Origin of the sequence: Prevotella melaninogenica (genome assembly GCF_013267595.1) — a bacterium.
In the GTDB taxonomy this organism is placed as follows: Bacteria; Bacteroidota; Bacteroidia; order Bacteroidales; family Bacteroidaceae; genus Prevotella; species Prevotella melaninogenica_D.
This window is the reverse complement of sequence record NZ_CP054011.1, coordinates 799953-826235: the sequence shown is the minus strand read 5'-3', so window position 1 is coordinate 826235 and position 26283 is coordinate 799953. Positions and strand designations below refer to the sequence as shown.

Sequence of the window (26283 nt, the reverse complement as noted above, 5' to 3'; positions counted from 1 at the left end):
TCTTACTTCTTGCTTTATTTGCAAATATACTACAATTTGCCAAATAAGTCTATCTTTCTTAGAATTAATTTCAATTCTTTATAGGCAACTCATATCTTTTGCGTATCTTTGTACACTAATAAAATATTAGAAATTATAATCATTTATGTCTACACTAACAATTGCGATTATTGTAGTCTTCGTGCTGGGCTATGCGCTCATTGCAATGGAGAGCCTTACTAAGGTTAACAAGGCAGCAGTTGCCTTATTGATGTTTGTTTTCTGCTGGACACTTTACATGTTTGATCCAGCACCGTTTGTACAGCTGATGCACCCAGACTTTATGGGAACAGGTGATAAGGTTGTGTCGTTTGTAAATACTTTGATAACGGAGCATTTAGGCGATACAGCTACCACACTCTTCTTCCTTATGGGAGCTATGACGATTGTGGAAATCGTTGATCAGAACGGTGGTTTCAACTGGGTAAAGAATGTAATGCAGTCTAAGACAAAGCGTAGTCTGTTGTGGAAGATTGCCTTTATGACTTTCTTCCTTTCTGCTATCCTTGATAACCTAACGACAAGTATTGTGATGGTTATGATTTTGCGTAAGCTTGTACAGGATAAGCACGACCGAATGATTTACGCTTCGTTAGTTATTATTGCTGCTAATTCAGGTGGAGCTTTCTCTCCAATTGGTGACGTAACTACGATTATGTTGTGGAATGCAGGTATGATAACTGCAGGTGGTGTACTCAGTGAGATATTTATTCCTTCATTAGTTTCAATGTTGATACCAGCATTCTTGCTTCAGATGCTTTTGAAAGGTAATATCCAGTATGATGATATGTCAAGTGATATGTCGGGTGATCGCGAAGTCTTGGAGTTTAATGGATTCCAGCGTAAGGTTGTCTTTGCAATCGGTGTAGGCGGTCTTTGCTCTGTTCCTTTGTTCCACTTCTTTACTGATTTACCTCCTTTTGCTGGTATTTTGCTCGTATTGGGTATTTTATGGACTGTGACAGAAGTATTCTATCGTAATCTTCATAAGAAAAGAGGTGATGAGATTCAGTTCTCTAAACGTGTAAGTAGTTTGTTGAGTCGTATTGATATGTCTACTATCCTTTTCTTCCTTGGTATCTTGATGGCTGTGGCTTGTTTGGAGGAAGTAGGTGTGTTGAAGGAGTTAGGTAGTGGTCTGAACACAACCTTCAATGGCAATCATTATGCTGTGACCGGTATTATCGGTGTACTTTCAGCTATTGTTGACAACGTCCCACTCGTAGCTGGTAGTATGGGTATGTATCCTATCGGAATAGAGCCAGATATGGCAGTGGATGGTATCTTCTGGCAGTTGCTTGCTTATTGTGCTGGTGTCGGCGGTTCAATGCTCATCGTTGGTTCTGCAGCAGGTGTTGTTGTTATGGGTCTTGAGAAGATTACCTTCGGTTGGTATATGAAGCGTATTACGTGGATTGCTTTCTTAGGTTATATTGCTGGTATCCTTTCATACTGGATTATGCGTACATATATTTTTACCACTCCGCTTTAATCACTAACTCTTAAAATACTATATTTTAGTAGCATAAGCCCTCATCTGTCCAATCTGAATATTATCATGTGGATAGGTGAGGGCTTATTCTATTCTTTAGGAAATGAGAGGTAAAGTAAGAAGTAGAATCTTTTCCATCTTACGAAAATACAACAAAGTAGTTTTATTTTTGTTTTGCTGTCACTTTTAACACTTTGTGTAAATGTGATGTAAATCAGTAGGTTGCATGGTTAAATTAGATGATAGGAATGACAGGAAAACTTATTTTGTAGAAATTGCTTTGTTATAAGAAAGCAGAGAAACGGAATGAAAGAGGATATAATATTACAAATACAGAATTGTCTTTGGTGAATAGTGTTAAGGGTTATCTTTTACATTGAAAGCATGCCTTATCATTATGCTTATTTCTCTATATGAAAAGAAATCTATCATTAAGCTTTCTTCCCTTTCTTTATCATTGTGTGGAGGCTTAGCACATATTGTGCGCAGGCTTAACACCAATTATTAGGATGGTTTATAGCTTTGAAATCAATCTGTTATTTGTAAGGTGGGAAGAGCTATTATCGTGTTTTACTACGATAAAATTATAGGAGATGCACAAGTCATGCACCTCCTATTTATCGTTTATAGCGAATTTTATACAGCCTTGACCTTATAGTGTCTGTGTTTTGTATAAAACTTTATGATGATTTTGATGCTTTACTTAAGTCATAAAGTCAGGCTGTATAGTTTATCTTAGTTGGCAAAGCGAACGTTCTGTGCGCTATATCCAACTACAATTTTTCCCTGAATGAGTTTGCCCTCTGGAGAGTAATAGAATACTTCACTTGGTGCTGTATAGCTTGGGGTATCTATAACATAGATATTACCATAACGGTCAACATTAACCTGTGAAGGATTCTTGAGGCCTGTCATATCAAGGTCGGTTTCCTTTCCAGTTGCGAGATCATAGATAAAGAAACGCTTGTTCGTATCATAGTAGGTAGCATATAGGCATACGAGTGCGTTCTTCTTAGCACTGTATGCAATTGAACTTGCCTTGAAGAGCTTTTTAACCTCATCGTTTTTAGCATTAATCTTCTGTACAAGCGCATCATCATTGTTGAACATTGATACAAAGTAAATATCACTACCAACAGCAATACTCTGGTTGTAAGGATTTTTACCTACGGTAAGTGTCTTTGTCTTCTTAAATGAGTTACAGTCAACAACAGCTACAGTATTCCCATTACCATAACCTGAGATGTTTGCATAAAGTTTACCATTAGTAACAGAAAGTGCCTCTGGGTGATCGCCTACTTCTACAGAGTCAACCAATGCCTTCTGTGTGTTGTTAGGATTCATCTTGTATACCTTGCCATTGTAAGCAGAGAAGTAAACATAATTACCATCTGTTGCCAAATAGCGTGGGCTGGCATTGTGCAACTTAATTGTTTGTTCTTTCTTACCCATTCGATCCAAAACTTCAACCTTTGAAGATGTTGTACAAGTAACGACAAGCTTAGTGCCAAAGACTATCAAGTCTTGTGCGTCACCGATTCCGTTACCATTCTGAGTTCTATAAGCATCACTGTAGATGTATGGTGCAGTTGGGCGTGACTCGCTGTTATAGTCGAGAATACCCACTGTACCATCGTTTTGATTCCAGTTACCAGCACAAGCAACATATACATCTGTGTTAGATACTGCTGGCTGTGTGTAAGTAAAGTCGTTGTCATCACTACAAGCCGTAAATGTAAGCGCTGACATAAGAATAACACCAAGTGTAAGAAGATTCTTTTTCATTTTTTCTTGTTGTTTTGTTTATAATTTATTGTTATCTTGTTTTGTTCTCTTTCTTATTATTTTTGCACATTCCTCTTTTGCTTTTTTGCCACTTTTTCCTCAGAGTTTCCAACTTACTGAGAGTCGCCAGTTTGTTCCTGGCATAGGATAAAAGCGTACAACCTCATAGTTTTTATTACCAAGGTTGCGTAAGTCAAACTGTAGATGCAGTTCCTGTTTGAGGAAGTTTATATTCTTTGAAATCGTGATACTATGGTCAGTAAAGGCTGCCATACGGTTATTAGGAATATTATATCCCAATGAATAACGTTCACCCATTAACAGTAGATTATAGCTTAAGTCCAGCCATGGGGTATGTAGCAGCGAACTGATTGAACCCGAATGGCGTGGAGTATAAGCTATCTGGTGTCCATAGTAAATATCGGTTGGATTAGTTCTATCGGTTGCATTGAGCATGCTATAGCTTCCTGTCACACTGAGGGTCCAGTCTTTGTCCCATCGTTTCTCGGCATTAGCGGAGATGTCCAGCCCTAATTGTCGCACCTTACCAGCATTCATCATTTGCCAGTAGAACATCTTTGGTACTGCAATAATCTTATCTGTGATATTACCGAAGTATCCATCTGCCGTCAACGAAAGCTGAAGGGTGTGATTGAAGGTGTGAGAATAGGTTGCACCAAGATTCCATAGACGTGACTTCTCTGGGTTTAATCGACGATTGCCAATGCCTGTATAGTAAAGTTCATTGAGTGTTGGCGTGCGGAAGATATCCTTATATCCAAAGCGGAAACGAAGGTCTTGTAAGGCTCTCCATTGTAAACTGAAGGCTGGCGAAAGACGATGGAAGCCGTCAGAGGCATTACCAAATCTTACTTGTTCCGTTATATTCGTTGCAAGAAGTGATGTATTGAATGTGAATTGACCTATGCGATAGTTTGCTGCCAATGCTGTCCATAGGGAGTTACGTGTAGGGTTTGCAGCCTGTGAAAGCGACATTGAGAGATGATTATGTGCATAGTCTTGTGCCAAAGAGAGGTGAAGCCCCTGCAATGGTTCAGTCCATAAAGTAGCTGTAAGGTATGCTTCCTGCTGTCGGTAGATATCTTCTTTATAGCCACTGGCAGGCACATCTGAGTAGCGTGACCATGAATAATTCCATTTAGCAGCTGCTTTCAACTTGATATGCTGGCTAAATTGGTTCTCATAGAATAGTTGTGTAAAGACATTTTTGTCTACTAATCGTTCAGCAGAGTAGGTGTTATCGTAGATGACTGCACCCGGTAAGCCTCGATGAGAGGTGAAACCGTATGTCTTCCACTTCAGTATTTGCTTATCATTGAACTGATAATCAAGGTTAATTTCTCCTCTCCAAGTCTCAATGTCACTATTGTTACGTCGTTCATTGATAGTCTTGACACCATTTTTCAACTTGAAAGCGTAAACGCCATCAGCCCTTTCATAGCTTCCGTATGCCCCAATGCCAAGCCGTGAAAACTGCTGGTGGAAGAGTAGGGAAGGTGAGAAAAGACCGTAACTACCTGTACGGATGGTTGTGGAAAGTTCTGTCTTCTTTCTTGTTGATTCGCTATTACGGTCTGTATAGCCTTGCAGTGTATTAATATTAATCATTCCCGCAGAAGCATATGACTTTGCACTCTGATAAATATTGTCGTCTTGACCAATTTGAAGACTGATGAGTGAGATATTATCGAGGGTAAAGCGAGATAGGTCTACTTGTCCGCTTTGACAGTCATCCACCTGAACACCATCATAAACGACTCCCGTATGACCAGCTCCAAGTCCACGGATGTTAACCGTCTTCATACCGCCTACACCACCATAGTCTTTCACTTGTACACCTGCAAAGCGTTTCAAGGCATCGCCCATATCGTGGATGCCAAGTCGTTCCATATCAGCATGTGAAAGTGTCTGTACTGGCGAACTTGCCAATACATTTCCAGAAATGCGAAAGCCATTGACCACAACCTCTTCTATGGTTTGTGTTGTGTCTGATTCAATAGTCTGTGCTATCGCACCGAGTGGGCACAATAAAAGTAAGAAAGAAGCCAATTGCCTCATATCTCATTCTGTAATCAAATGGTTCTATGCAGTGCCCTTCCTCGAGGGATGCAATGACTTGCAATGGCAGGTCTTCTGACTTGTTATCCAATGTAGGTAAGCACCTTCCCGGTTTTATATTCACCAGTGGTATCAGCTTACCAATGAGAGACAACTTACAGCTGCGGGACAGTAGCGGAATTACACCGCTTTCCCTTTTTAATCATGATAGTAATGAACCTATTGCATATGCAAAGATACGACAAAGGCGAGAGATAGGCAAATAAAGGTGTACTTTTCTACTTACAGCATAATGCTTATCACCTGTTGAAATGTGATTTTAGAGTGACTTTTGTAGGTGCTTCATCTTATGACCTCCCCATTGATTATCACCCATATATGCGAATCCTACATAGTGATAAAGTCGTTCTGCCTGTGGGTTTCCTATGTCAACAAGTAATCCAGTAGGGAGGTTCATCTTTCTTCCTTTCTCTATTGTAGCTTCAAGTAGCTGCTTAGCAAGCCCTCGTCCACGGAAAGAATTGTCAACACAAAGTGAGTCAATATATAGTTCACCAGCTGTTGTCTCGTCCTCCATATCAGAAAAGTCACGACCGAAAGCCTCCAAGGCAGCATCAATGAAAGCCTTTCTTAGTTCTTTAAGTTTGGCTCCATCGTAGCTGACACAGATACCAACAATCTTATTTGTTTCTGTTATTGCTACAAGTGTATTAAGATAGGAGTATTGCGAGTCTTCACGTTCCACTAATCTTGTCATTAGCAGATGAAAGTCTTCTAAGGTGTGGTTAGGACCTGCAAACCACTGACAACACTCGTGGTTCATAGCCTCCATAATCAAGCGGGCTATTACTGTAGCCTGCTTCTTTTGTGCATCTTCAATCTTAATCATAGTGCGAAGATACGAAAACTATTTGAGATTGTGTGTTTCTCTTGGATGATTTCTTTATCGTATCGGCTTGAATAATCTCCCACTTCCTTCAAGCTGTGAAGGAAGTGGGGTAGGTGATATTAAAGACCTAAGTCTTTCATAGCCTTCTGTGCAGCCTCACCAGACTTGCCCTGCATCTTTTCTGCAGCTTCCTTGGCAGCCTTCTTAGCAGCTTCTACCTGCTCAGGTGATGCTGATTGCATAGCTTCCTTAGCCTTTGACATGCCTTCAGTGATAGCCTTTGGATCAGCCTTTGATGCAGCGTCGATAGCAGCACCTACTGCGTTAGCGGCAGCTTCATTACCAGAAGACTTCAAGGCAGCCTTAATATTCTCAGAGTTACTCTGCATCCACTGCTGAAGTTTTGCAACATAAGCCTGTGCTTCTTTTGGATCTTTCTGTGCCAATTCAGCCATTTTGGTCTGTGCTGCTGTAAGCAATGCAGCTACACCCTTATCGTCCTTAGCCTTTACTTTCTCGTTGAGTTGCTCGATGAGCTGATCTGCTGAGGCTGGAGCTGCTGCAGTTGTTGCTGAATCAGTTGCAACTGACTCTGTTGTGTCTGAGTCTGCATTAGCCTTTGGCGCATTAGTCTTACCGTTGTTACAACTTGCGAGGGTCATTGCTGCTACAGCAATAGCCATAATAAATACTTTCTTCATAATCTTTTTAAGCTTTAGTGAATAAAAAATTTAACTACTATATTTGCCAAAGATAAGTATAATTTCGTTTAGTTGGTTTATTTTTAGCATGTTTTAACTATAAAAGAGTATGGTTGAATGATTTTGGTTTAAGCAAGCAATTGTTATTTGTTAATGGTCGTATTCATATATGCTAATGGTATTTTGTTTTCTTGTTGACAACATAGCGTCTTGTATTAAGCGTTCAACACTATTGGTGTTAAGCCTTCGCACCAATGGTGCGGGGCATGCGCACCACATGTGCTGGGCATCAACACAATTCTAAAAGAGGGCAGTGGGAGGTGTGGTAATCGATAGATAGATACATATTAGAATGTTTTCTGTAAGCGTCTATGATAAGTGTCTTCTGATTGTTAAATCGGGTTTAATCATGTGGAAAGGCTTGGAGGAACAAATGAAACCAACTCAGGCTAAGTCCAGATTGTTTTATTATAAAGATAAAAGAGCAGTATATTCCTTTTGCATCATAGGTGTACTCTGTGTCAATAGCCTCTGTAGATGATGCACACCATTGTGTTTTTTATGCTGTTTAGGTCTTATGGAAATGTTTATTATCCATGTAATGAGATTAAAACTTCGGCTACAAATGCTTATTCTACTTGTGTTTTGGGCCAGTTGACAAGGTAGAGATGTTCAGTAGCACGAGTGAAAGCGGTGTAAAGCCAATGGATATAGTCGGGTGTGAGCATCTCATCTGTCATATATCCTTGGTCAAGATAGATGTGTGCCCACTGTCCGCCTTGTGCTTTGTGACAGGTGATAGCGTAACCGAACTTTACCTGTAGGGCGTTATAATACTCATCTTCGCGCACCTTTTTCATGCGGTCTGCCTTTAGAGGGATGTCTTCATAATCCTCCAAGACATGTTGGAAGAGTTGTTCGTTCTGCTCTTGAGTCAAGGCAGGGGCTTCCGTCATCAGTGCATCAAGGATAACTGTCATCTCCTCTTCAGCGTTATTATAGTCGGGAAACTCCAGTGATACATTGGCAAAGCGGAACCCATAGAACTCGCGGACATTGCGAACACGACGCACAACAGCGCGGTCGCCGTTGGCAATGAAGGTTAGTACGGGTTTTTCTATCTCCTTTCCACCTCCTGAAGGGAGGTGCGTAACCTGTCTTGTCGCTTGTGTAGTAAGGCTGTTTACATTATTTGTAGCATTGTTGAGGCTACCATTGAGGGAAGGTGATGGGGGTGGGGTGTTCTTATACTTATTCTTTACAACCATCAACATGTCGCCTGTTGTCAGTTCTTCCTCACGTCCAAGAACCATGTTTCGAATACCTTGATTGAAGACATTAGCACGTTTATTGGATCGCGTGATAACCATTGTTTCGTCTATTCCCACCTCTGAATAGCTGGAGGCCAGTCGTTCGATAAGTTCATCACCTGGTACGATGGAGATGTCAGCAAAGCCATTGAAACGAATCTTTGGTAGTTGCGTTACCTCATCATGGGTTATCATTTGGCGAATAACGGTGGCGTTATAGAGAATGCCTGAGTCTTGACTCTGACGAAGAACCTCGTTTAAATCACACTCAAAGACCGTCAGTCCATAAGCACGGAGAACATCTGAACGTAGCGCAGGACTCTCTTCTTCACCTACAGGAGGGAGCTGTGCCTTGTCACCAACAAGCAACATACGGCAATGATGGTCGTTATAAACATATTGGATAAGGTCGTCAAGTAGGCAACCGCTACCGAAAGTGTTATTATTTGATGACAAACTAATCATAGATGCTTCATCAACCATAAACAAACGGTCATGAAAGAGATTGACATTTAGATTAAACTTCCCATCAAGTCCTGTAAATGCTTTTTCCCGATAGATAGATCGATGAATCGTTGCTGCAGGCTGGTTGGCATTCAGTGAGAATACTTTTGCGGCACGACCCGTTGGTGCCAAAAGTGTAACCTTCTGTCGTAATTCCTGCATTGTACGCACGATCGCACCTGCTAAGGAGGTCTTACCCGTACCAGCACTACCTCTGAGAATCATTACAGCACGCTCATCACGGTCGGTCATAAAGCGTGCAAAGACCTCTACGGCATGTAGCTGGTCGGCAGTAGGAGCAAATCCGAAGTTCTGTAAAATCCTATACTTTAGTTCCTCATTTACCATCGCTTAAAGTCTTTAACTCCTTATTAATACCACTCTTTTATATTAGCTTGACTTTCTATTACCTGTTCAATGTTATCAGGAAGTTGTGAGAAGAAGTCTATTCCAGTGATACGTTCTACCTCGTCAACTGTATTGACGTAATCAGTCTTCTTGTGTCCTTTAGCCGATGCGTTCCTACAGATAAAACCAATAGCCTTCGGTTCGTCTTTCAGTCGGAGGACAACTTTGAAGAAAGCTTCAGGCACTTGCACTTTATTCTTTCCAATTGTCTTATGTTTTCGATTGAAATAGATAGGTCCACAGACAATATATACATCGCCATATTGCTCTGCCCATGTTCGACAAAGCTTTTCTACTGTATTCCACAAACCACTATTCAAGGCTGGTTCTTGTGGACAAATATTCGTCATCAGAAAACTCTGTTCCATTGCTTTTTGGCTCCAATGGTTGTCACCAGCAGGACACATGTGTCCTCGGTCGTAGCCAGAACGCATATAATCATAAGTGTCAACACGTGGTGCAGGTATCTCTTCGTCTGCTTGGAAGGTGATACCCTTGCGCTTAATAGGTCCGTTTGTGTGAGCTGCTGTCAGGTGCCATGCCACCCAATTAGGTGTACGTGTTTCTGCGTTATACGATGTTGTATAGCCCTCACGATAGAGTATGAGAGACGGAACAGTAGCTTTACCGATAGGAATTTCTAAGCCTTGTTTTACTTCAAATGTGTTTTTCTGGTTCGCATTCTTCTTTCCCTTTGATGTGTTAGTGTCGTTAGACCTATTGTAATTATAGGATTCTACAAAGGGTTTGTCTAATGTTGAGAAATCTCTCTTCTGTTTCTCTCCTTTGCATGCAACCGCCAATAGGGACAGAGAAAGTATGATTGTTTTGAGGAATATATGTTTCATTTATTGTTGTTTTGAATTTAATGCTATTTATGATAGTTGCGCCTCTCCCTCGTTTACCCCTTTTCTAATGCGAAATTGAGAACTTTTCGTCTCAAATAATCGGTTAAGAATATATGGGAAGGGCAGCATTTGCCAGTTGAGTTTCAAACTTTGCGGTAAATTGTTTATGTTTACAAAGTTACTATTTTCTTGTTATTTAATAGGTGCTTTTCATTAAAGACTTCACCTAAAAGCAGTCTTTTATTTGCTTTTGGGAGATTTTGCATGTGGTTAATGGCTTATTCTTTGAAAGAATGTATTATCCTTTAAATTACGAAATATCTTTACATAATTTGTCGCTTTTAAGTCTTTTGATATGTATAAAAGTAAGTTTTGTATTGTCTTTGTAACTTCCTTATATTCTGATGGTTATAAAGTTGGATTTTAAAAGGTGCTTAATTGGCTTCCTAAAGGGCGTTAGTTAGACCCCAAAAGGGCGTCTTTAGAAAGCCAATTAAGGCTTAATTCAAATGCTATTAAGCATGAATTGAAAATGAAGTAATGGAAAATTTATTACAAAATGTGTTTTATAGTTGTTACTCTATTCCATTTATACCTTATTTATATGTGGCTATTTTTTTCTTAGAAGGCCTATAGAGTATGATTGTTAAGTTGAGGTTGATCATAAGAAAATGATTATCTTTTCATCACTTTTTTACTAAAATACTTGCAAGTATTGATTTTTAATCTTACATTTGCAGTGTACTATTATAGTAGTACACATTAGGTTAAAAAAATGAGAATAAAAAATGCAATCAAAGAAAACAATCTATTAAAAAGAAAAGCCTTATGATTCAAGTAAATGAACTGACTTTCAGTTACCCAAAAAGCAAGCACAACGTGTTTGAGGGGCTGAATCTACAACTCAATGAGAACCGGATTTATGGTCTGTTAGGCAAGAACGGAACAGGAAAAAGTACGCTGTTATACCTTATAGCAGGACTTCTGAAACCGAAGAAGGGTAGTGTTATCGTTGATGGTTATACCACTTCATGCCGTTATCCAGAAATGTTAGAGGAACTGTATATTGTACCTGAGGAGTATGACTTGCCCAATATGTCACTCAGTAAGTATGCAAAGATTCATGAAGACTTCTACCCTCGATTTAGCGAGGAGGTTCTTGAAAAGTGCTTGTCAGACTTTGAAATGTCCTCTGATCTCGACTTTAAGCAACTCTCTATGGGACAGAAAAAGAAGGTGTATATGAGCTTTGCACTTGCTACTGGTTGTCGTATTCTTCTGATGGATGAACCTACTAACGGACTCGATATTCCTTCAAAGGCTCTTTTCCGTAAAGTAGTTGCTGGCAATATGGCAGAAGACGCATCGCTGATTATCTCTACTCATCAGGTGCATGATGTTGAGCAACTGCTTGATCACATTATCATCCTTGATAATTCACAGTTGCTTATCAACGCCTCAACCGAGGATATCACCGCAAAATACACCTTCGGCATCCGTCAAAGCAATGAGATGGATGACGAAGTACTCTATGCTGAACCATCACTACAGGGCAATAATGTGATTGCTCGACGTCAGGAGGGAGATAGCGAAACAACTATTAACCTTGAATTGTTGTTCAATGCTGCAACAACAGGTAAACTAAAATAAAAGAAGGAGGAATATCATTATGAAGACAACATTTGCAAGAATCATTAATCTCAGCCTTGTTTTCGCTGCTTGCCTATTCCTTTTCAGTTCTTGTATTCGCAAGAAAGGGGATTTTGGTAAGGTCGTAACCAAGAATATTTCTGTTGAAAAGTTCCAGGAATTAGAGGTTGCAGCATTAGTTCCAGTTCATATCATACAAGGCAAGAAATGCAGTATAAAGGTAAAAGGACAGGAAAGATTGCTTTCATATTTGGATTTTGATGTCATTGATGGCAAATTGACAGTACAAATAAAGAACCCAGATTCTGTATTTGGTCAGGTATTCTTTCCCTATAGCATGGAGAAAGTGAATAGCAATATTGAAATTTATATTACTGCTCCCACCTTAACACACATAAATTTGTACGGCTCTAACCCGATTATTTTCTCAGACTCTATTACACTTGATAATTTGATAATTAATTCTGATTTTGGTTGTAATGTTACTATAAATAAGATGAGAATTAATCAATTGAACTTTGTCATAGCTGATGATATTGGTATAAATATTAAGAGCCTAACCGCTAAGCAAGCCAATTTTGATATCTCTGGGAATGGTAAAATAAGACTGAACTCAGGGTATATAGATAATACCTCTTTCTCCATAGCAGGTAATGCTGACCTGAAAATCAGAAATCTGACAGCTAAGAAAGCCCGCTTTGCTGTTCCGGGGAATGCAGACTTAGATGTAAACTTCAACCGCACAGACACGGCATCCTTCTATATAATGGGTAATACAGATGCCAAGATTACGGGAACAACACGTCTGCCTATACAAATGATAGAAGGGGGTAAAGCCGTTATCAAGAATGAAACAACAAGAATTAAATAAGCATAAGGAGGATATAAATATGAAAAAATTTGATATAAATCGCTTCTGTAAAGTAATGAGTCGGCTCATCCTTATACGCCGCCGCTCTATCATTAAACTCTTTGCTGGCTTGCTCATAGGTTTCTTTGTTATTGCAATAATGTTTTTTCCGTTCTTTGAGAGACAGCCTATGTCAGATGCTGATATAAGAATTAGGTTATGGGGAAATATACCTTTTATCAATTTAGTATTTGCAATGTCATTCTTCACTATAGCTACATTCATTATCAGCGACCTTGGTAAACGTCAGCAACGTATAAATGAAATGATGCTGCCTGCAACTAATATTGAGAAGTTTTTGGCACGTTTCATACTCGTTTCTGTGGTTTATCCATTGCTTATTGCCATCGCCTTTATCGCTGCCGATGGATTGCAACAGCTGACAACAATGCTTATTTTCTATGGTGGAAGAGCTTCCTTGGTCGCAACGTGGTATGAATACTGTCAAAGTTTAAGAACAGGTTCTCCATTATGGGTTAACGTCGAAATAGTTCTTCTTACTAATTCATTCACACTTTTAGGTGGAATGTTCTTCCACAAGGTTGCATGGCTGAAGACGCTAATCAGCTTATTTATCATCGTTATCGGCATTGCAATAAGCCTCACGACTTTTGCCTATTTTCTTTACGAGTACACCGACTACGAGCTTGTCTTAGATGATAATGCACTCACCACTGTTATAAGCAACCTCATCTGTATCGGATTAACAGTCTTGATGTACTGGAGTTCTTACAAACTCTATACACGTCTGCAGGTTATCAACAACCGATGGAGAAATATTTAACATGACGTGGATTAAATATTAAGGCTTATGAATTTCGAAAATAATAAGGCTATCTATGAGCAAATGGCAGACCGTCTTTGCGATGAGATTATAGCTGGAACATATAAAGCTGACGATCGAATACCGTCTGTCCGGGAGTATGCCGTTATGCTGCAAGTGAATACGAACACTGCAGTGAAGGCCTATGAGCTACTCTCTCGTGAGGAGATTATATACAATCGGCGTGGACTTGGCTACTTTGTTTCAGCTGGTGCACGTGAGCAAATCATGACTGCTCGACGCAAGACATTCCTTACCCAGTCTCTTCCCTCAGTCTTTCGTGAGATGAAACTATTAGGAATAACAATAGAAGATATAGAGAAAGAGTGGGAGAAGGCGCAACGATGACAGCCTCTTTCTAAATGGATAATAAGTAAGAGGGGTCTCTCTCTATCAGTATCTGATAATAAAAGTGAGGGATGTACAGGCGGTGCATCCCTCACTTTATCAATACTTACGGATATATAGGTTTAAGAATTTGTGTTTGCTGTCATTCCTATTATGCAAAACAAAATATTAAGAGGCTGGCTCTAAGTCTGTTATAAGTAAATGTTAAAATGACAGTAACCCATTTTTAAACATATAATAGATATAAGGTGCAAGGTTCTCACGTTTTCCTATCTCATCTGTTATCTTGCAACAACTCGAGCAATTCCTCCTGTGTCAGTGCATGGGAGATATCAGAGCCCTCAAGAAGTGAGTCTGAAAGGTTGCGCTTTGTCTTATGTAAACGTAGTATTTTCTCCTCAATGGTGTGCTGGCTAATCAGACGATAGACTGTTACGTCCTGTTTTTGACCGATACGATAAGCACGGTCGGTAGCCTGTTGTTCGATGGCAGGATTCCACCAAGGATCAAGATGGATAACATAGTTCGCACCCGTAAGATTCAGTCCCAATCCTCCAGCTTTTAGGCTAATGAGGAAGAAAGGACACTTCCCTGACTGAAACTCCTTAACTAACTTTTCACGCATGGACATTGGTGTACTTCCGTCAAGATAAAGATAAGGGAGTTTTGCAGTCTCCATAGCCTTCTTTATCTCCTCAAAGAAACTGGTAAACTGACTGAAAACAAGCGCACGATTACCGCTGTCATTGAGACTCTCCGCCAAGTCTATGAACGCAAGCACTTTGCTGCTTGGTAGCTTCCATCTCTTGTCAACCAACGAACAGCTACACGCCATCTGGCGCAAATGAGTAATCTCAGCCAACGTACTTACCTTGTCAGCTTTATTTTCAAGAATCTTCGCCTCTGTTTCTCGCCTTTTAACCTCATACATAGCCATCTCCTCCGATGATAGTTCAACAGGGAGTTTTATTTCGTTCTTTGCAGGTAATTCGTCAATAACCTCTGCTTTCGTTCTACGCAAAAGGAACGGAGAAATCAGACGACGTAACTGGCTTTGGCGTGCTTTGTCGTTATCTCCTTCAATAGGCAGGATAAACTTTTTCCTGAATTGTTCTGCACTTCCTAAAAGACCGGGGTTAATAAACTGGAAGAGATTCCACAACTCTGCAAGATGGTTTTGAATAGGAGTACCCGTAAGGATAACCTTGTGCTGTGCCTTCAACAGCATAGCCGCCTTTGACATCTTCGTATTGGCATTTTTGATGGTATGTGCTTCATCAAGACAGACTACGTTCCATTCCCTCCCAGTGAGGTCATCCTGCTGAATATTCAACAAACCATACGTGGTGATAATAACATCTCCTGCCTTTGCCTCCTTAATATCTTTTGAACGATCCTCACTCTGATTGAGAATAGTGAGATTCAACGTCGGTGCAAATCGCTGAAGTTCATTGCGCCAGTTAGGTACGACAGAGGATGGTGCCACAATCAGCGAAGCTCCGTTTTCGCTCTGTTCAAGAAGTAGGGCGATGGTCTGAACGGTCTTTCCCAATCCCATATCGTCAGCCAAACAGACACCTGCTCCCCATGCCGTCAGTCTTGACATCCATTCAAATCCCTCTTCCTGATAGTCACGTAGCTGTGCCTGCAAGGTCTTCGGTACAACTGGAATCTTTTTACTGCACGCTTCAATGCGCTGACGTAAGGCATCCATAGTCTCATTACGCTTTATATTCAAGGATGTGTCATCCAGCAAGTCGCCTAACAAAGAGACTGCAGCAGGTGCTATCTGCAGATGTGAACGATTCTCGGTCGTTACTGTGTCAAGTCGTTTAAGTATGCGTGAGAGCTGGGTGCTTATCGTAATAAATTCATTGTCACCGATAATAATATACTTCTGATGAGCACTCTGATGCATCAGTCCGAGCAGCTTTTGAAGGGAAATGACCTGCCCCTCACTAATTTCAATATCACCTTCGACCTCAAACCAGTTATTCTTTGATTTAAAAGAAATATGAGCAGCACTACTGCTGATGCCTGGATAATACTTTATCTTACTACCTTCAGCCCATTCCATCATGCAAATATCTCGGTGTTCTTTACACCACTGAATGAAAGGTAGCATTGTGTAGATAGGAAGTGTTATCGAATCCGTAATACTTTGAGGCTTCCATGCTTCGCCTTCATCAAAGAACTCTACCTCAATTAGCCCCTCATTAATCGCTTTAAGATAATCTCGCTCTTTCTTTAGGTTACGAACTAATTGCACTTTCTTATGCTCTTGTTCTGCAATAGTGGTGACATTTCCCTTTCCTGGAACAAAGGAAAGACTATCAGAGATACGCACCAAGGCAGTAAGTTGGAAACAGTTGTTTGCAGTGGAAACAACACGGAGCGTTATACAAGGTTGCACATCAACACGCTGTAAATCGTCAAGCTCAGCCACCATATTGGAGTGGATTTCTGTCTTTCCACCTACAGCCTTAATCAGCTGAATTAGCAAGGTCTCGGCTTCAGCTGGATAAATCTCTTGCGCCAGAATTTCCTTATAAGTCTTATATTCAAATTCAGATGGGGTAAAGACAGAATAGTCTGTTTCAGAATTCTTCTTATAAAAGAAAGACGACTTCTCACCTCTTTGTAACTCTTTTACATTCGTAGAGACACTGAAAGAACCATCCGAACGTTTATCTATGATAAGGTGTGGATTGTCCTTATGAATCTTCACAGGCTGCAAGTCATAGGTGGAACCGGTGTAAATATGGTCACAATCAACAAAAAGATACAGATACTTTTCAATATAGACACTATATTCCCACGAAAAGATTCCTTCTTTAATACGCTGATCAACACTGTCTAAGCCCGGAACATCCAGATTTATAAGTTCACGAACAGAAAGCTCTTTACCCACAGACCAACTACCATTTTTCAACCTACGTTTAAGAATGGGAACAACAATTCCATAACGCAACAGATATACGAGCATTGTGTCTCGAACAGTCTCTGTTGTTTGATTCCCTACTGCTTGATTCTCCGCAATTAGTGTTTCAAGTCGAAGCTGCCAAAGAGATTTTACTTCTAATCGGCTCAACAGTGATGTACCACCGAAGTCTTTCACCAAAATTTCTTCAGAAGAGCTACTCTCCATAATGCCAGTCTCCAGTTGCAAGAAAGCCCAGTTAGGTGGATTAATAGGTTTAGTTGCCTTTGTCGGAAGTATGCCAAAAGACGGATACATCGTCCAAGTAAGCCAAGATACCATCTGCATATCTGGTTCCTTGCACAATTCAAGATAAGACTCTTTTCGTATATTCGCATCAGACTTATCATAAAAATAAGCCTTCAACGGTTGTACAAGGAAGTATGTAGGCGTGTATTCTCTATCCCCATTACGCTTCATCATTGTTTCTAACTTCTTCAGAGAGGTCTCTGTGTTGGTAAAGATTGCTGCAATTGCGAAATAATAATTAGCAATAGGATTTACGAAAAGTCCCTTAATAGGAGCTACCTTATTATTAGCCGTCATCACCTTGGTATATAGCTTATAGGCTAAAGCGTAATCTCCTTTATACAATGCATCAATTGCTGCTATCTGAAGTGTAAAGATATTGCTTACAGATGTTTTGAGATTAATACAGATTTTACCCGTACCTAAATAGTAATAATAAGCAAAGACTGATTCTAAATCGCTTTTTCTTGCTATACTATTGCCTATTTTTTTACGACTGAAAACAAGTCCTTTTAAATATTCCCAGTCCATTACTTTATCCCGAGCCATTGCCATACGAAGAGTTGCGTTCAGCACAAAAGACAATAATTCTGTGGGCATTGATAGAAAGAAAGTCTCATATTCTCTTTCATCAATCAAGTTAAGGCAACAGTCATTGAACGATTCTAAGACTTGCGCATAGGAAGTCGATATTGCTTCCTCTGCATTTGGTGCAATATAATATATTATCAAACGCACCAAAGGAGATGGTTTTTCATTATTATAAGTCTTCTTATAAAGTCTGCGTATATTCTGTAATAATAGGCTGTTTTCTTCTTTGAAAAGTTCAAAGAGAGAAGGAATCAGCATATCCTTATTTATGTATAATACTTTTCCACCTCCGTAATAGTGAAGATTTACTTCTACCAGTAAACCATCGGTCTTTAACCTTTTAAAAGCCAAATCGGAAAGAGATGGCAACATTATCTTCTCCAACAAGTTTGATAGTTTTTTCTTAGTTTGACCATATTTGTAAAAATAAGCCATCAGCATAAGAAGTGTGCGCTCGTTGGAATTAAGAGAAGAGAATGAAAGCATAGAAGTAAAGTTTATAATTAATGTTGTATCCTTGTTAAACCTTATAGGACTGGAAGTTAATTAGGGTATACAAAAAACCTATGGTATCAGGAATGTACTTATATGAAAGAGTTACATTCAAGTTACCATAGGTTTGTGCTTATTACTTCGTCTGTTCGATGATAGCATTCTTAATCAAGCCCTCCAGCTCTTCTGCAAGTTCTGGATTATCCTTGATCATAGCCTTGGTTGCATCACGACCCTGTGCAAGTTTGGTCCCATTATAGCTAAACCAGCTACCGCTCTTCTGAATGATACCATACTGAACACCCAAGTCAACAATCTCGCCAATCTTTGAAATACCCTCACCGAAGGTAATCTCAAACTCTGCCTTACGGAAAGGAGGAGCAACCTTGTTCTTTACTATCTTCACACGAACCTGATTACCAATAACCTGATCGCCATCCTTGATAGATGTAATACGACGGATGTCAAGGCGTACAGAGCTATAGAACTTTAGTGCATTACCACCTGTTGTTGTTTCTGGATTACCAAACATCATACCAATCTTCTCACGCAACTGGTTGATGAAGATGCAGCAAGTATTAGTTTTTGCGATTGTTGAGGTAAGTTTACGCAATGCCTGACTCATCAGTCGTGCTTGCAGACCTACGGCAGAGTCACCCATGTCACCCTCAATCTCCTTCTTTGGAGTCAAGGCTGCAACTGAGTCGACAACGAGGATGTCAATAGCAGAAGAGCGAATCAGCTGATCTGCAATCTCTAAAGCCTGCTCACCATTGTCTGGCTGTGAAACCCAAAGATTATCAACATCCACACCTAACTTCTCTGCGTAGAATCGATCGAACGCATGCTCTGCATCAATGAAGGCTGCTATACCGCCCTGCTTCTGTGCCTCTGCAATAGCGTGAATAGCCAATGTAGTCTTACCAGAACTTTCTGGACCATAAATTTCAATAATTCTACCACGTGGATAACCACCTACGCCGAGTGCTGTGTCGAGGGCAACACTACCCGTTGGGATAACCTCTACCTGTTCTATTTGTTCGTCGCCCATACGCATGATGGACCCTTTACCAAAGTCTTTTTCTATCTTAGACATTGCAGCCTGCAAAGCTTTCAGTTTACCTTCAGCTGCCGATGTCGTACCTGTATCTTCTTTTGCCATATACTATTATCTTGTTTTTGATTGATAAAACATTATTTATTCTTTTTTCTACTCTTTGGATAAGGTAACACTTCTGCCAAGACCTTAACAACCTTGACAGCAAAATCAGACCTTGAAACATCTAAAACGTAGTGTTCCTTAGCTTCTTCATAAGGGAATCCACGTTCGGCAGATAGCATCATTGACTTAATTGCCTCGTGTTCTTTGACATAAGGTATATTGTCACAAACTATGATAACAGGCTTTTCGTCAACATAAACCATGTAGCCACCAAACATCTTCCTACATCTCACAGTCCCTGCAGTAGCTATCTGACTACTAACAAATTCAATAAAGTCTAAAGAGCAAGCCATCTTCTTATAGTTCTAAATCACCACCAAACACTTCGTGCCAAGGTAAACCTTGCTTATTGAGTACCTCCAAGAATGGATCTGGATCGAAGTCTTCCACGTTCCATACACCTGATTTTCTCCAAAGTCCCTTGAAGAACATCATTGCACCAGCCATTGCTGGTACACCAGTAGTATAGCTAACGCCCTGCATACCTGTTTCATTATAGGCATCCTGATGCTTACAGTTGTTATAGATGTAGTAAGTCTGTTCCTTACCATCCTTGATACCACGAATACGGCAGCCGATAGAGGTCTCACCATCATAGTTCTCGCCGAGGTCCTGTGGATTAGGCAACACTGCCTTCAAGAACTGTAAAGGAACGATATTAACCTTAACTGTCTTGCCAGACCCATCTGCCAATGGTGCTTCATACTCAATCTCATCGATACGACTCATACCAAGATTCTGAATACAATCAAGGTAAGTAAGGTATTGCTGACCAAAAGTCATCCAGAAGCGAGCGCGTTTGATTGTTGGATAGTTCTTGACTAATGACTCCAACTCTTCGTGGTGCATCAAGTAAGAGTCTCGAGGACCGATGTTTGGATAGGTAATATCTTGATGTACTACCAATGGATCTGTCTCAATCCATTTGCCATTCTCATAATAAAGTCCCTTCTGGGTAATCTCACGGATATTGATTTCTGGGTTGAAGTTGGTTGCAAATGCTTTGTGGTGGTTACCTGCGTTACAGTCAACAATATCAAGATAGTGAATCTCATCAAAGTGATGCTTTGCTGCATATGCGGTATAAGCCTGTGACACTCCAGGGTCGAAACCACAACCGAGGATAGCTGTCAATCCAGCCTGCTCGAACTTATCCTTGTAAGCCCACTGCCAGCTATACTCGAAGTGTGCCTCATCTTTTGGCTCATAGTTAGCGGTGTCAAGATAGTTGCAACCGCAAGCTAAGCAGGCATCCATGATGGTGAGGTCCTGATAGGGTAGTGCAAGATTGATAACCAGCTCAGGCTTGAATGAATTGAAGAGTTCTTTCAACTGCTCAACATCGTCTGCATCAACCTGTGCAGTCTTGATGTCTGCCTTGTAGCCCTTATCATGAATTGCCTTAACCAGTTCGTCACATTTCTCCTTACGACGGCTGGCAATCATGAACTCCGTAAACACGTCCTGGTTCTGGACAATCTTAAAAGCGGCTACAGTAGCTACGCCACCTGCGCCAATCATTAAAACTTTTCCCATAGTTCAATTTAATTCTCTGTATTCCCATTCTATTCTCCACTCCAAAGAAGGGAGCTACGGAATGTTATTTTGAGAATTCTTATTTTATTATTATTACTTTATTTTTATGTCTTACTTAATCTTACTTTCAATCTCTGAAGCGGATATACCCATTGCATTAAGAAGCGAGTAACCCAAAATTTGCTGTTTGAAATTACCTCCTTCGAGTGGTTGCATTGCAAACAAGGTAATATGTTTTAGCTCATCATCTACATCGCGAAGCGTAGAACGAAGTGTACTCATCAATTGGCTGTCCTCAGCGTTTGATACAACCATAATACGTCTAACCTCTTCATGACTAAGAATAGTCTTTAGGAGGTCGAGAAGAACATCGTCTTTCTTGGCTACTTCATCACCTGTAGCAATAGCATTGATAATAAATTCGCCAAGCTGTGAATCTTTGAATGCTTGCCCATTCAGTTCTTTTAGATAATCGGCTGGGGCAAAATTCTCAAGTCTTGGATTCTTCTTATCATGTAAAAGAACCACTTGTGTTTCGTGATTTCCTGGCTTCAAACGTCCGTCAAGGGCAATGTTTACAACCCACTGGCTGAAATCAGCAGCGGGAATACGACGGTTCAGCATTCGCTCAAAATTGACAATGAGATCGAAAGCGACATGGTTTATATAATCACCATCAACAATGATGATGTTCTCACTCCATTTAATGTTCTGTGCTTCTTGTGCATTCATAGCTACAAAGATACATCAAATCAAGTGAAATGCAAAATAAATAAGGTCGTTTTTATAGCTTTGTCGACTTGCGTGATTTATACATAAAGAGAATTATAGCAATAATAATAAGAGAGAAGGGTACTATTGATGACATGGAAATTATTTGGACAGAACATGCTGTAAGATACAATATAACCAACAATAGGATTGGCATTATATCACGAAGTGCTTTCGGATTCCTGTTCTTTCGAGTTTTTCCGCTCACAAGACTTGTGTCGTATGGATGCTTTTCTTGATTGATAACCAGCAAGAAAACGATTAATGAAATAACTGGAAGTACCAGTATAAGATACTTAGAACCATAGCTTTCTGCTTCTCCACCAATATCCCAATGTAGGATAATCGTCTCAGGTCCACTCAGAATACAATATAATGCAATTACTGTAATTGCAATGATAATGGCTAATGATAGGATTTTACTTTTCATATTATGATTGTTGTTTACGTTAGAAGATTCAGTTCTTATGACAAAAATACAATTTATTTTGAAAAATACAAAGCAAATAAACCTTTTTTATATAAGCCACAATATTGTATTTACTTCTGAAGATCAAGGTCCTGAACACATCAGTTGAGCTTGTTTTTAGTAGTATAGCCTGCTTTTAATAACAAGTTGAATCCACTTCGGTAGTATATTTCAATGTGTTTATTACTCCGCACCAATGGTGCTCATCATTAACACCATTGGTGCTAAGCCTTAGCACGACATGTGTTGGATAGTGATACATCGGTTAATGATGGAGAATGCGAAGCATTAAGATAATAATTATGCGGGCGTAAGATGCTAATACGTATATGGGAAAGGTATAGCAGTCTGTACGAATAGGTATAAAAAAAGGAGGGTGTGTCAAAATGCAAATTAATAACTTGACAACTTTCAATCTATAAGTTGGGTTCTTCTAAAGGCAAAGAAAAGACCATTTCTTTACTAAAAATCGCGTACAGAAATGGTCATTCTTTATTGGATTGTTTCAAACTGTTAGATTATCAAAATGGTATTTGCATTTTGACACACCCTCCTTTGCGTATGTTATATAGTGTTTTAACTATATCTTTTTAATCTGTTTGTTAGGCGATTATGCCTCCTCGCTCCAGTCTTCCTGAGTCTTGCGAACATAGCTCTTGTAACGGAGCTTAGCCATATCTTCACAAGCCTTGAAGAGCTCCTCGCCCTCATTTGGATAAGCCTTGAGGACAGAGAGGAAACGAACCTCACTGTGAAGGAAGTCTTGGAACTTATCCCATTCTGGTTCCTTAGAATCGAGTGAGAATGGGTTCTTGCCCTCTTCAGCCAACAGTGGGTTGTAACGCCAGAGCTGCCAGTAACCACAAGCAACAGCATTTGCTTCCTGAGCCTGGCTACGACCCATACCGCCCTTCACCTTCAAACCATGGTTGATACATGGAGAGTAAGCGATGATGAGTGATGGTCCTGGATATGCCTCAGCCTCACGGATAGCCTTCAATGTCTGTGCATTGTCAGCACCCATAGCAATCTGAGCTACATAAACATAACCGTATGTAGTTGCCATCAGACCGAGGTCCTTCTTGCGGATACGCTTACCCTTAGCTGCGAACTGAGCAATAGCACCGAGTGGAGTAGACTTAGAACTCTGACCACCAGTGTTAGAGTAAACCTCAGTATCAAGAACCAAGATGTTAACGTCCTCACCAGAAGCGATAACGTGGTCGAGACCACCGTAACCGATATCGTAAGAAGCACCGTCACCACCAATAATCCACTGGCTACGCTTAACGAGATAGTGGTCGAGTGTCTTCAGCTCTGCACATACAGGGCATCCCTTTTCAGCACCAGCAGCGATCAATGGCTTCAGCTTAGCAGCAGCAACCTTAGATGCATCAGCATCATTCATGTTGTCAAGCCATTCCTGAGCAGCCTCCTTGAATTCTGCAGGTGTATGGTCGTTAGCCATAGAATCGTTAAGAAGTACAGCGATACGCTCGCGCATCTTCTTGTTACCCATAGCCATACCCATACCGAACTCACAGAAGTCCTCAAACAGTGAGTTGTTGAATGCAGGACCATGACCTTCCTCGTTAGTTGTGTATGGAGTAGAAGGTACTGAAGCTGAGTAGATTGAAGAACAACCTGTAGCGTTAGCAATCATCTCACGATCACCGAAGAGCTGTGAAACAAGCTTAACGTATGGAGTCTCACCACAACCAGCACAAGCACCTGAGAACTCGAACAAAGGCTGAGCAAACTGAGAGTTCTTAGCGTTTGACTTGATATCTACCAAGTTCTGCTTGCTTTTAACGTTCTTAACGAGGTAATCCCAGTTAGCTGCACGGTGGTTAGCCTCTTCCTCTCCAGCAACGAACTGTGTCATAGAGAGAGCCTTGTTACCCTTCTTACCTGGACATACATCAGCACAGTTGCTACAACCTGTACAGTCGAGAACTGACACCTCAATACGGAACTGCATTCCCTTGAGCTGCTTTGGAGCGATGACGTCGAGTGTCTCTTCGTTGAAGTTAGCCTTCTCAGCCTCATCCAATACGAATGGACGGATACAAGCATGAGGACAAACGTATGAACACTTGTTACACTGGATACAGTTCTCTGCATCCCACTTTGGAACGAAGGTCGCAACACCGCGCTTGTCGAAAGCTGCTGTACCTACTGACCATGTACCGTCAACAGTACCATGATTAACGAAGTCAGAAACCTTCAAGAGGTCACCTGCCTGTGCGTTCATTGGACGAACAAGTTCCTTAACGAATGCTGGTGCATCGTCTACCTTAGCATCGTCATCAGAGAGGTTAGCCCATGCTGGGTCAACAGTTAACTGCTTGTACTCGTTACCACGGTCAACAGCAGCGAAGTTCTTGTCTACAACGTCCTGACCCTTCTTACTGTAACTCTTAACGATGAACTTCTTCATCTGATCAACAGCAAGGTCGAGAGGAATTACCTCAGTAATACGGAAGAATGCAGACTGGAGGATAGTATTGGTACGGTTGCCAAGACCAATTTCCTGTGCAATCTTAGTAGCGTTGATATAGTAAACGCTGATATTGTTCTTTGCGAAGTAACGCTTAACCTTATTAGGAATGAAGTGTACAAGTTCCTCACCATCAAAGATAGTGTTCAACAAGAATGTACCATTCTTACGCAAACCACGTGTAACGTCGTACATGTTCAAGTAAGCCTGAACGTGACAAGCTACGAAGTTAGGTGTATTTACCTGATAAGTAGAACGGATTGGATTATCACCGAAGCGGAGGTGAGAACAAGTGAAACCACCAGACTTCTTAGAGTCATAAGAGAAGTAGGCCTGACAGTACTTATTAGTGTTGTCACCGATAATCTTTACTGAGTTCTTGTTAGCACCAACGGTACCGTCAGCACCAAGACCATAGAACTTAGCCTCGTATGTGCTTTCACCACCCAATGGAATCTCCTCAACCTCTGGGAGAGAAGTGAAGGTTACGTCATCAACGATACCTACAGTGAAGTGATTCTTTGGCTCTGGTAACTCGAGGTTGTCATAAACAGCGATAATCTTAGCTGGTGTTGTATCTGAAGAACCGAGACCATAACGACCACCAACGATCAATGGCTTATTCTCAACATCATAGAATGCACTCTTAACATCGAGGTACAATGGCTCACCCTCTGCTCCTGGTTCCTTAGTACGGTCAAGAACTGCGATACGCTTAACAGACTTTGGAACTGCAGCGAGCAAGTGCTTAACTGAGAATGGACGATAGAGGTGTACAGCAATCATACCAACCTTCTTACCCTGAGACATCAAGTAGTCGATAGCCTCACGAGCTGCCTCTGTAGCTGAACCCATCAAGATGATAATGTTCTCTGCATCCTTAGCACCATAGTAATCGAAGAGGTGATACTCACGGCCTGTAATCTTTGAGATTTCGCCGAGATAGTGCTCAACAACCTCTGCTACATTCTCGTAAGCACTGTTAGATGCCTCACGATGTGTGAAGAATGTCTCAGGGTTCTCAGCTGTACCACGAACTACTGGACGCTCTGGAGTCATTGCGCGATCGCGGAAACGCTTAATATCTTCCTCGTCAACCAATGGACGGATATCTTCCTGGTCAAGGCACTCAATCTTATGATACTCGTGTGATGTACGGAAACCATCGAAGAAGTTGATGAATGGTACTGATGTCTTCAATGAAGCAAGGTGAGGAACTGCAGAGAGGTCCATAACCTCCTGAACAGAACCTGAACAGAACATAGCGAAACCTGTCTGACGGCAAGCCATTACGTCCTGGTGGTCACCGAAGATACAAAGAGCGTGACTTGCGAGTGTACGTGCTGAAACGTTGAATACACATGGCAAAAGTTCACCAGCAATCTTATACATGTTAGGAATCATCAAGAGAAGACCCTGTGATGCGGTGAAGGTTGTCGTGAGAGCACCAGACTGCAGTGAACCATGTACGGCACCAGCTGCGCCACCCTCTGACTGCATCTCCTGAACGCTTACTGTCTGACCCCAAAGGTTCTTACGACCACGTGCTGACCACTCGTCTACGTGCTCAGCCATTGGAGATGATGGAGTGATAGGATAGATAGCTGCTACCTCAGAGAACATGTAGCTCACGTGAGCAGCGGCCTCGTTACCATCACAAGTGATAAACTTCTTTTCTTTAGCCATT

The 26283-nt window shown here is 40.8% G+C and carries 18 protein-coding genes and 1 riboswitch; of the genes, 5 read left to right on the top strand and 13 right to left on the bottom strand.

Going from position 1 to position 26283, the window contains the following annotated elements:
* The first annotated feature begins 145 nt into the window (after positions 1–145).
* On the top strand, positions 146–1531 hold the full coding sequence (gene nhaD, locus FIU21_RS08640; RefSeq protein WP_004360198.1) for a sodium:proton antiporter NhaD: 1386 nt from the start codon (positions 146–148) through the stop codon (positions 1529–1531).
* A 735-nt stretch (positions 1532–2266) separates the two neighbouring features.
* Here the strand turns inward: nhaD and FIU21_RS08635 are convergent.
* The 6 genes from FIU21_RS08635 to FIU21_RS08610 form a co-directional block, all read right to left on the bottom strand.
* The gene (locus FIU21_RS08635) at positions 2267–3316 is read right to left on the bottom strand and encodes a YncE family protein (protein ID WP_004360199.1); all 1050 of its coding nucleotides are present in this window, start codon (positions 3314–3316) and stop codon (positions 2267–2269) included.
* A 99-nt stretch (positions 3317–3415) separates the two neighbouring features.
* Positions 3416–5395 carry a TonB-dependent receptor plug domain-containing protein gene (locus tag FIU21_RS08630; protein WP_004360200.1) on the bottom strand — a complete coding sequence of 660 codons (1980 nt, stop codon included), beginning with the start codon at positions 5393–5395 and terminating at the stop codon, positions 3416–3418.
* Positions 5396–5443: 48 nt separating this feature from the next.
* A riboswitch (cobalamin riboswitch) is annotated at positions 5444–5634 on the bottom strand.
* Positions 5635–5714: 80 nt separating this feature from the next.
* Positions 5715–6284, bottom strand: coding sequence for a GNAT family N-acetyltransferase (locus FIU21_RS08625; RefSeq protein WP_004360201.1), 570 nt, complete (start codon positions 6282–6284; stop codon positions 5715–5717).
* Between the two features lie 119 nt (positions 6285–6403).
* Positions 6404–6985, bottom strand: a complete 582-nt coding sequence (locus FIU21_RS08620; protein WP_004360202.1) for a hypothetical protein — start codon at positions 6983–6985, stop codon at positions 6404–6406.
* A 629-nt stretch (positions 6986–7614) separates the two neighbouring features.
* On the bottom strand, positions 7615–9147 hold the full coding sequence (locus tag FIU21_RS08615) for an ATP-dependent DNA helicase (protein ID WP_036886220.1): 1533 nt from the start codon (positions 9145–9147) through the stop codon (positions 7615–7617).
* A gap of 23 nt (positions 9148–9170) precedes the next feature.
* The gene (locus FIU21_RS08610) at positions 9171–10055 is read right to left on the bottom strand and encodes a DNA/RNA non-specific endonuclease (RefSeq protein ID WP_004360204.1); all 885 of its coding nucleotides are present in this window, start codon (positions 10053–10055) and stop codon (positions 9171–9173) included.
* An 828-nt stretch (positions 10056–10883) separates the two neighbouring features.
* Here FIU21_RS08610 and FIU21_RS08605 point away from each other — a divergent pair.
* The 4 genes from FIU21_RS08605 to FIU21_RS08590 are packed head-to-tail and all read left to right on the top strand — an operon-like array spanning position 10884 to position 13786.
* Positions 10884–11705, top strand: coding sequence for an ABC transporter ATP-binding protein (locus FIU21_RS08605; protein ID WP_004360205.1), 822 nt, complete (start codon positions 10884–10886; stop codon positions 11703–11705).
* Between the two features lie 19 nt (positions 11706–11724).
* Positions 11725–12576 (top strand): GIN domain-containing protein, encoded by an 852-nt coding sequence (locus tag FIU21_RS08600; RefSeq protein ID WP_004360206.1) that lies wholly within the window; start codon positions 11725–11727, stop codon positions 12574–12576.
* 19 nt (positions 12577–12595) lie between these two features.
* The gene (locus FIU21_RS08595; protein WP_036886237.1) at positions 12596–13399 is read left to right on the top strand and encodes a hypothetical protein; all 804 of its coding nucleotides are present in this window, start codon (positions 12596–12598) and stop codon (positions 13397–13399) included.
* 27 nt (positions 13400–13426) lie between these two features.
* Positions 13427–13786: a GntR family transcriptional regulator gene (locus tag FIU21_RS08590; RefSeq protein WP_004360208.1), complete on the top strand. Its 360-nt coding sequence runs from the start codon at positions 13427–13429 to the stop codon at positions 13784–13786.
* 274 nt (positions 13787–14060) lie between these two features.
* Here the strand turns inward: FIU21_RS08590 and FIU21_RS08585 are convergent, their stop codons facing one another.
* The 7 genes from FIU21_RS08585 to nifJ form a co-directional block, all read right to left on the bottom strand.
* Positions 14061–18092, bottom strand: coding sequence for a DEAD/DEAH box helicase (locus tag FIU21_RS08585; RefSeq protein ID WP_004360209.1), 4032 nt, complete (start codon positions 18090–18092; stop codon positions 14061–14063).
* Between the two features lie 142 nt (positions 18093–18234).
* A complete protein-coding gene (gene recA / locus FIU21_RS08580; protein ID WP_004360210.1) occupies positions 18235–19260 on the bottom strand; it encodes a recombinase RecA in 1026 nt (341 codons plus the stop codon).
* A 32-nt stretch (positions 19261–19292) separates the two neighbouring features.
* Entirely contained in the window at positions 19293–19613 is a 321-nt protein-coding gene (locus FIU21_RS08575; RefSeq protein ID WP_004360211.1) for a TfoX/Sxy family protein, read from the bottom strand.
* 4 nt (positions 19614–19617) lie between these two features.
* Positions 19618–20856: a saccharopine dehydrogenase family protein gene (locus FIU21_RS08570; protein WP_036886222.1), complete on the bottom strand. Its 1239-nt coding sequence runs from the start codon at positions 20854–20856 to the stop codon at positions 19618–19620.
* A 111-nt stretch (positions 20857–20967) separates the two neighbouring features.
* A complete protein-coding gene (locus FIU21_RS08565; protein WP_004360215.1) occupies positions 20968–21588 on the bottom strand; it encodes a DUF6621 family protein in 621 nt (206 codons plus the stop codon).
* 52 nt (positions 21589–21640) lie between these two features.
* Positions 21641–22057, bottom strand: coding sequence for a DUF1648 domain-containing protein (locus FIU21_RS08560; RefSeq protein WP_081445977.1), 417 nt, complete (start codon positions 22055–22057; stop codon positions 21641–21643).
* A gap of 649 nt (positions 22058–22706) precedes the next feature.
* A complete protein-coding gene (gene nifJ / locus FIU21_RS08555) occupies positions 22707–26282 on the bottom strand; it encodes a pyruvate:ferredoxin (flavodoxin) oxidoreductase (protein ID WP_004360218.1) in 3576 nt (1191 codons plus the stop codon).
* Position 26283: the final 1 nt, after the last annotated feature.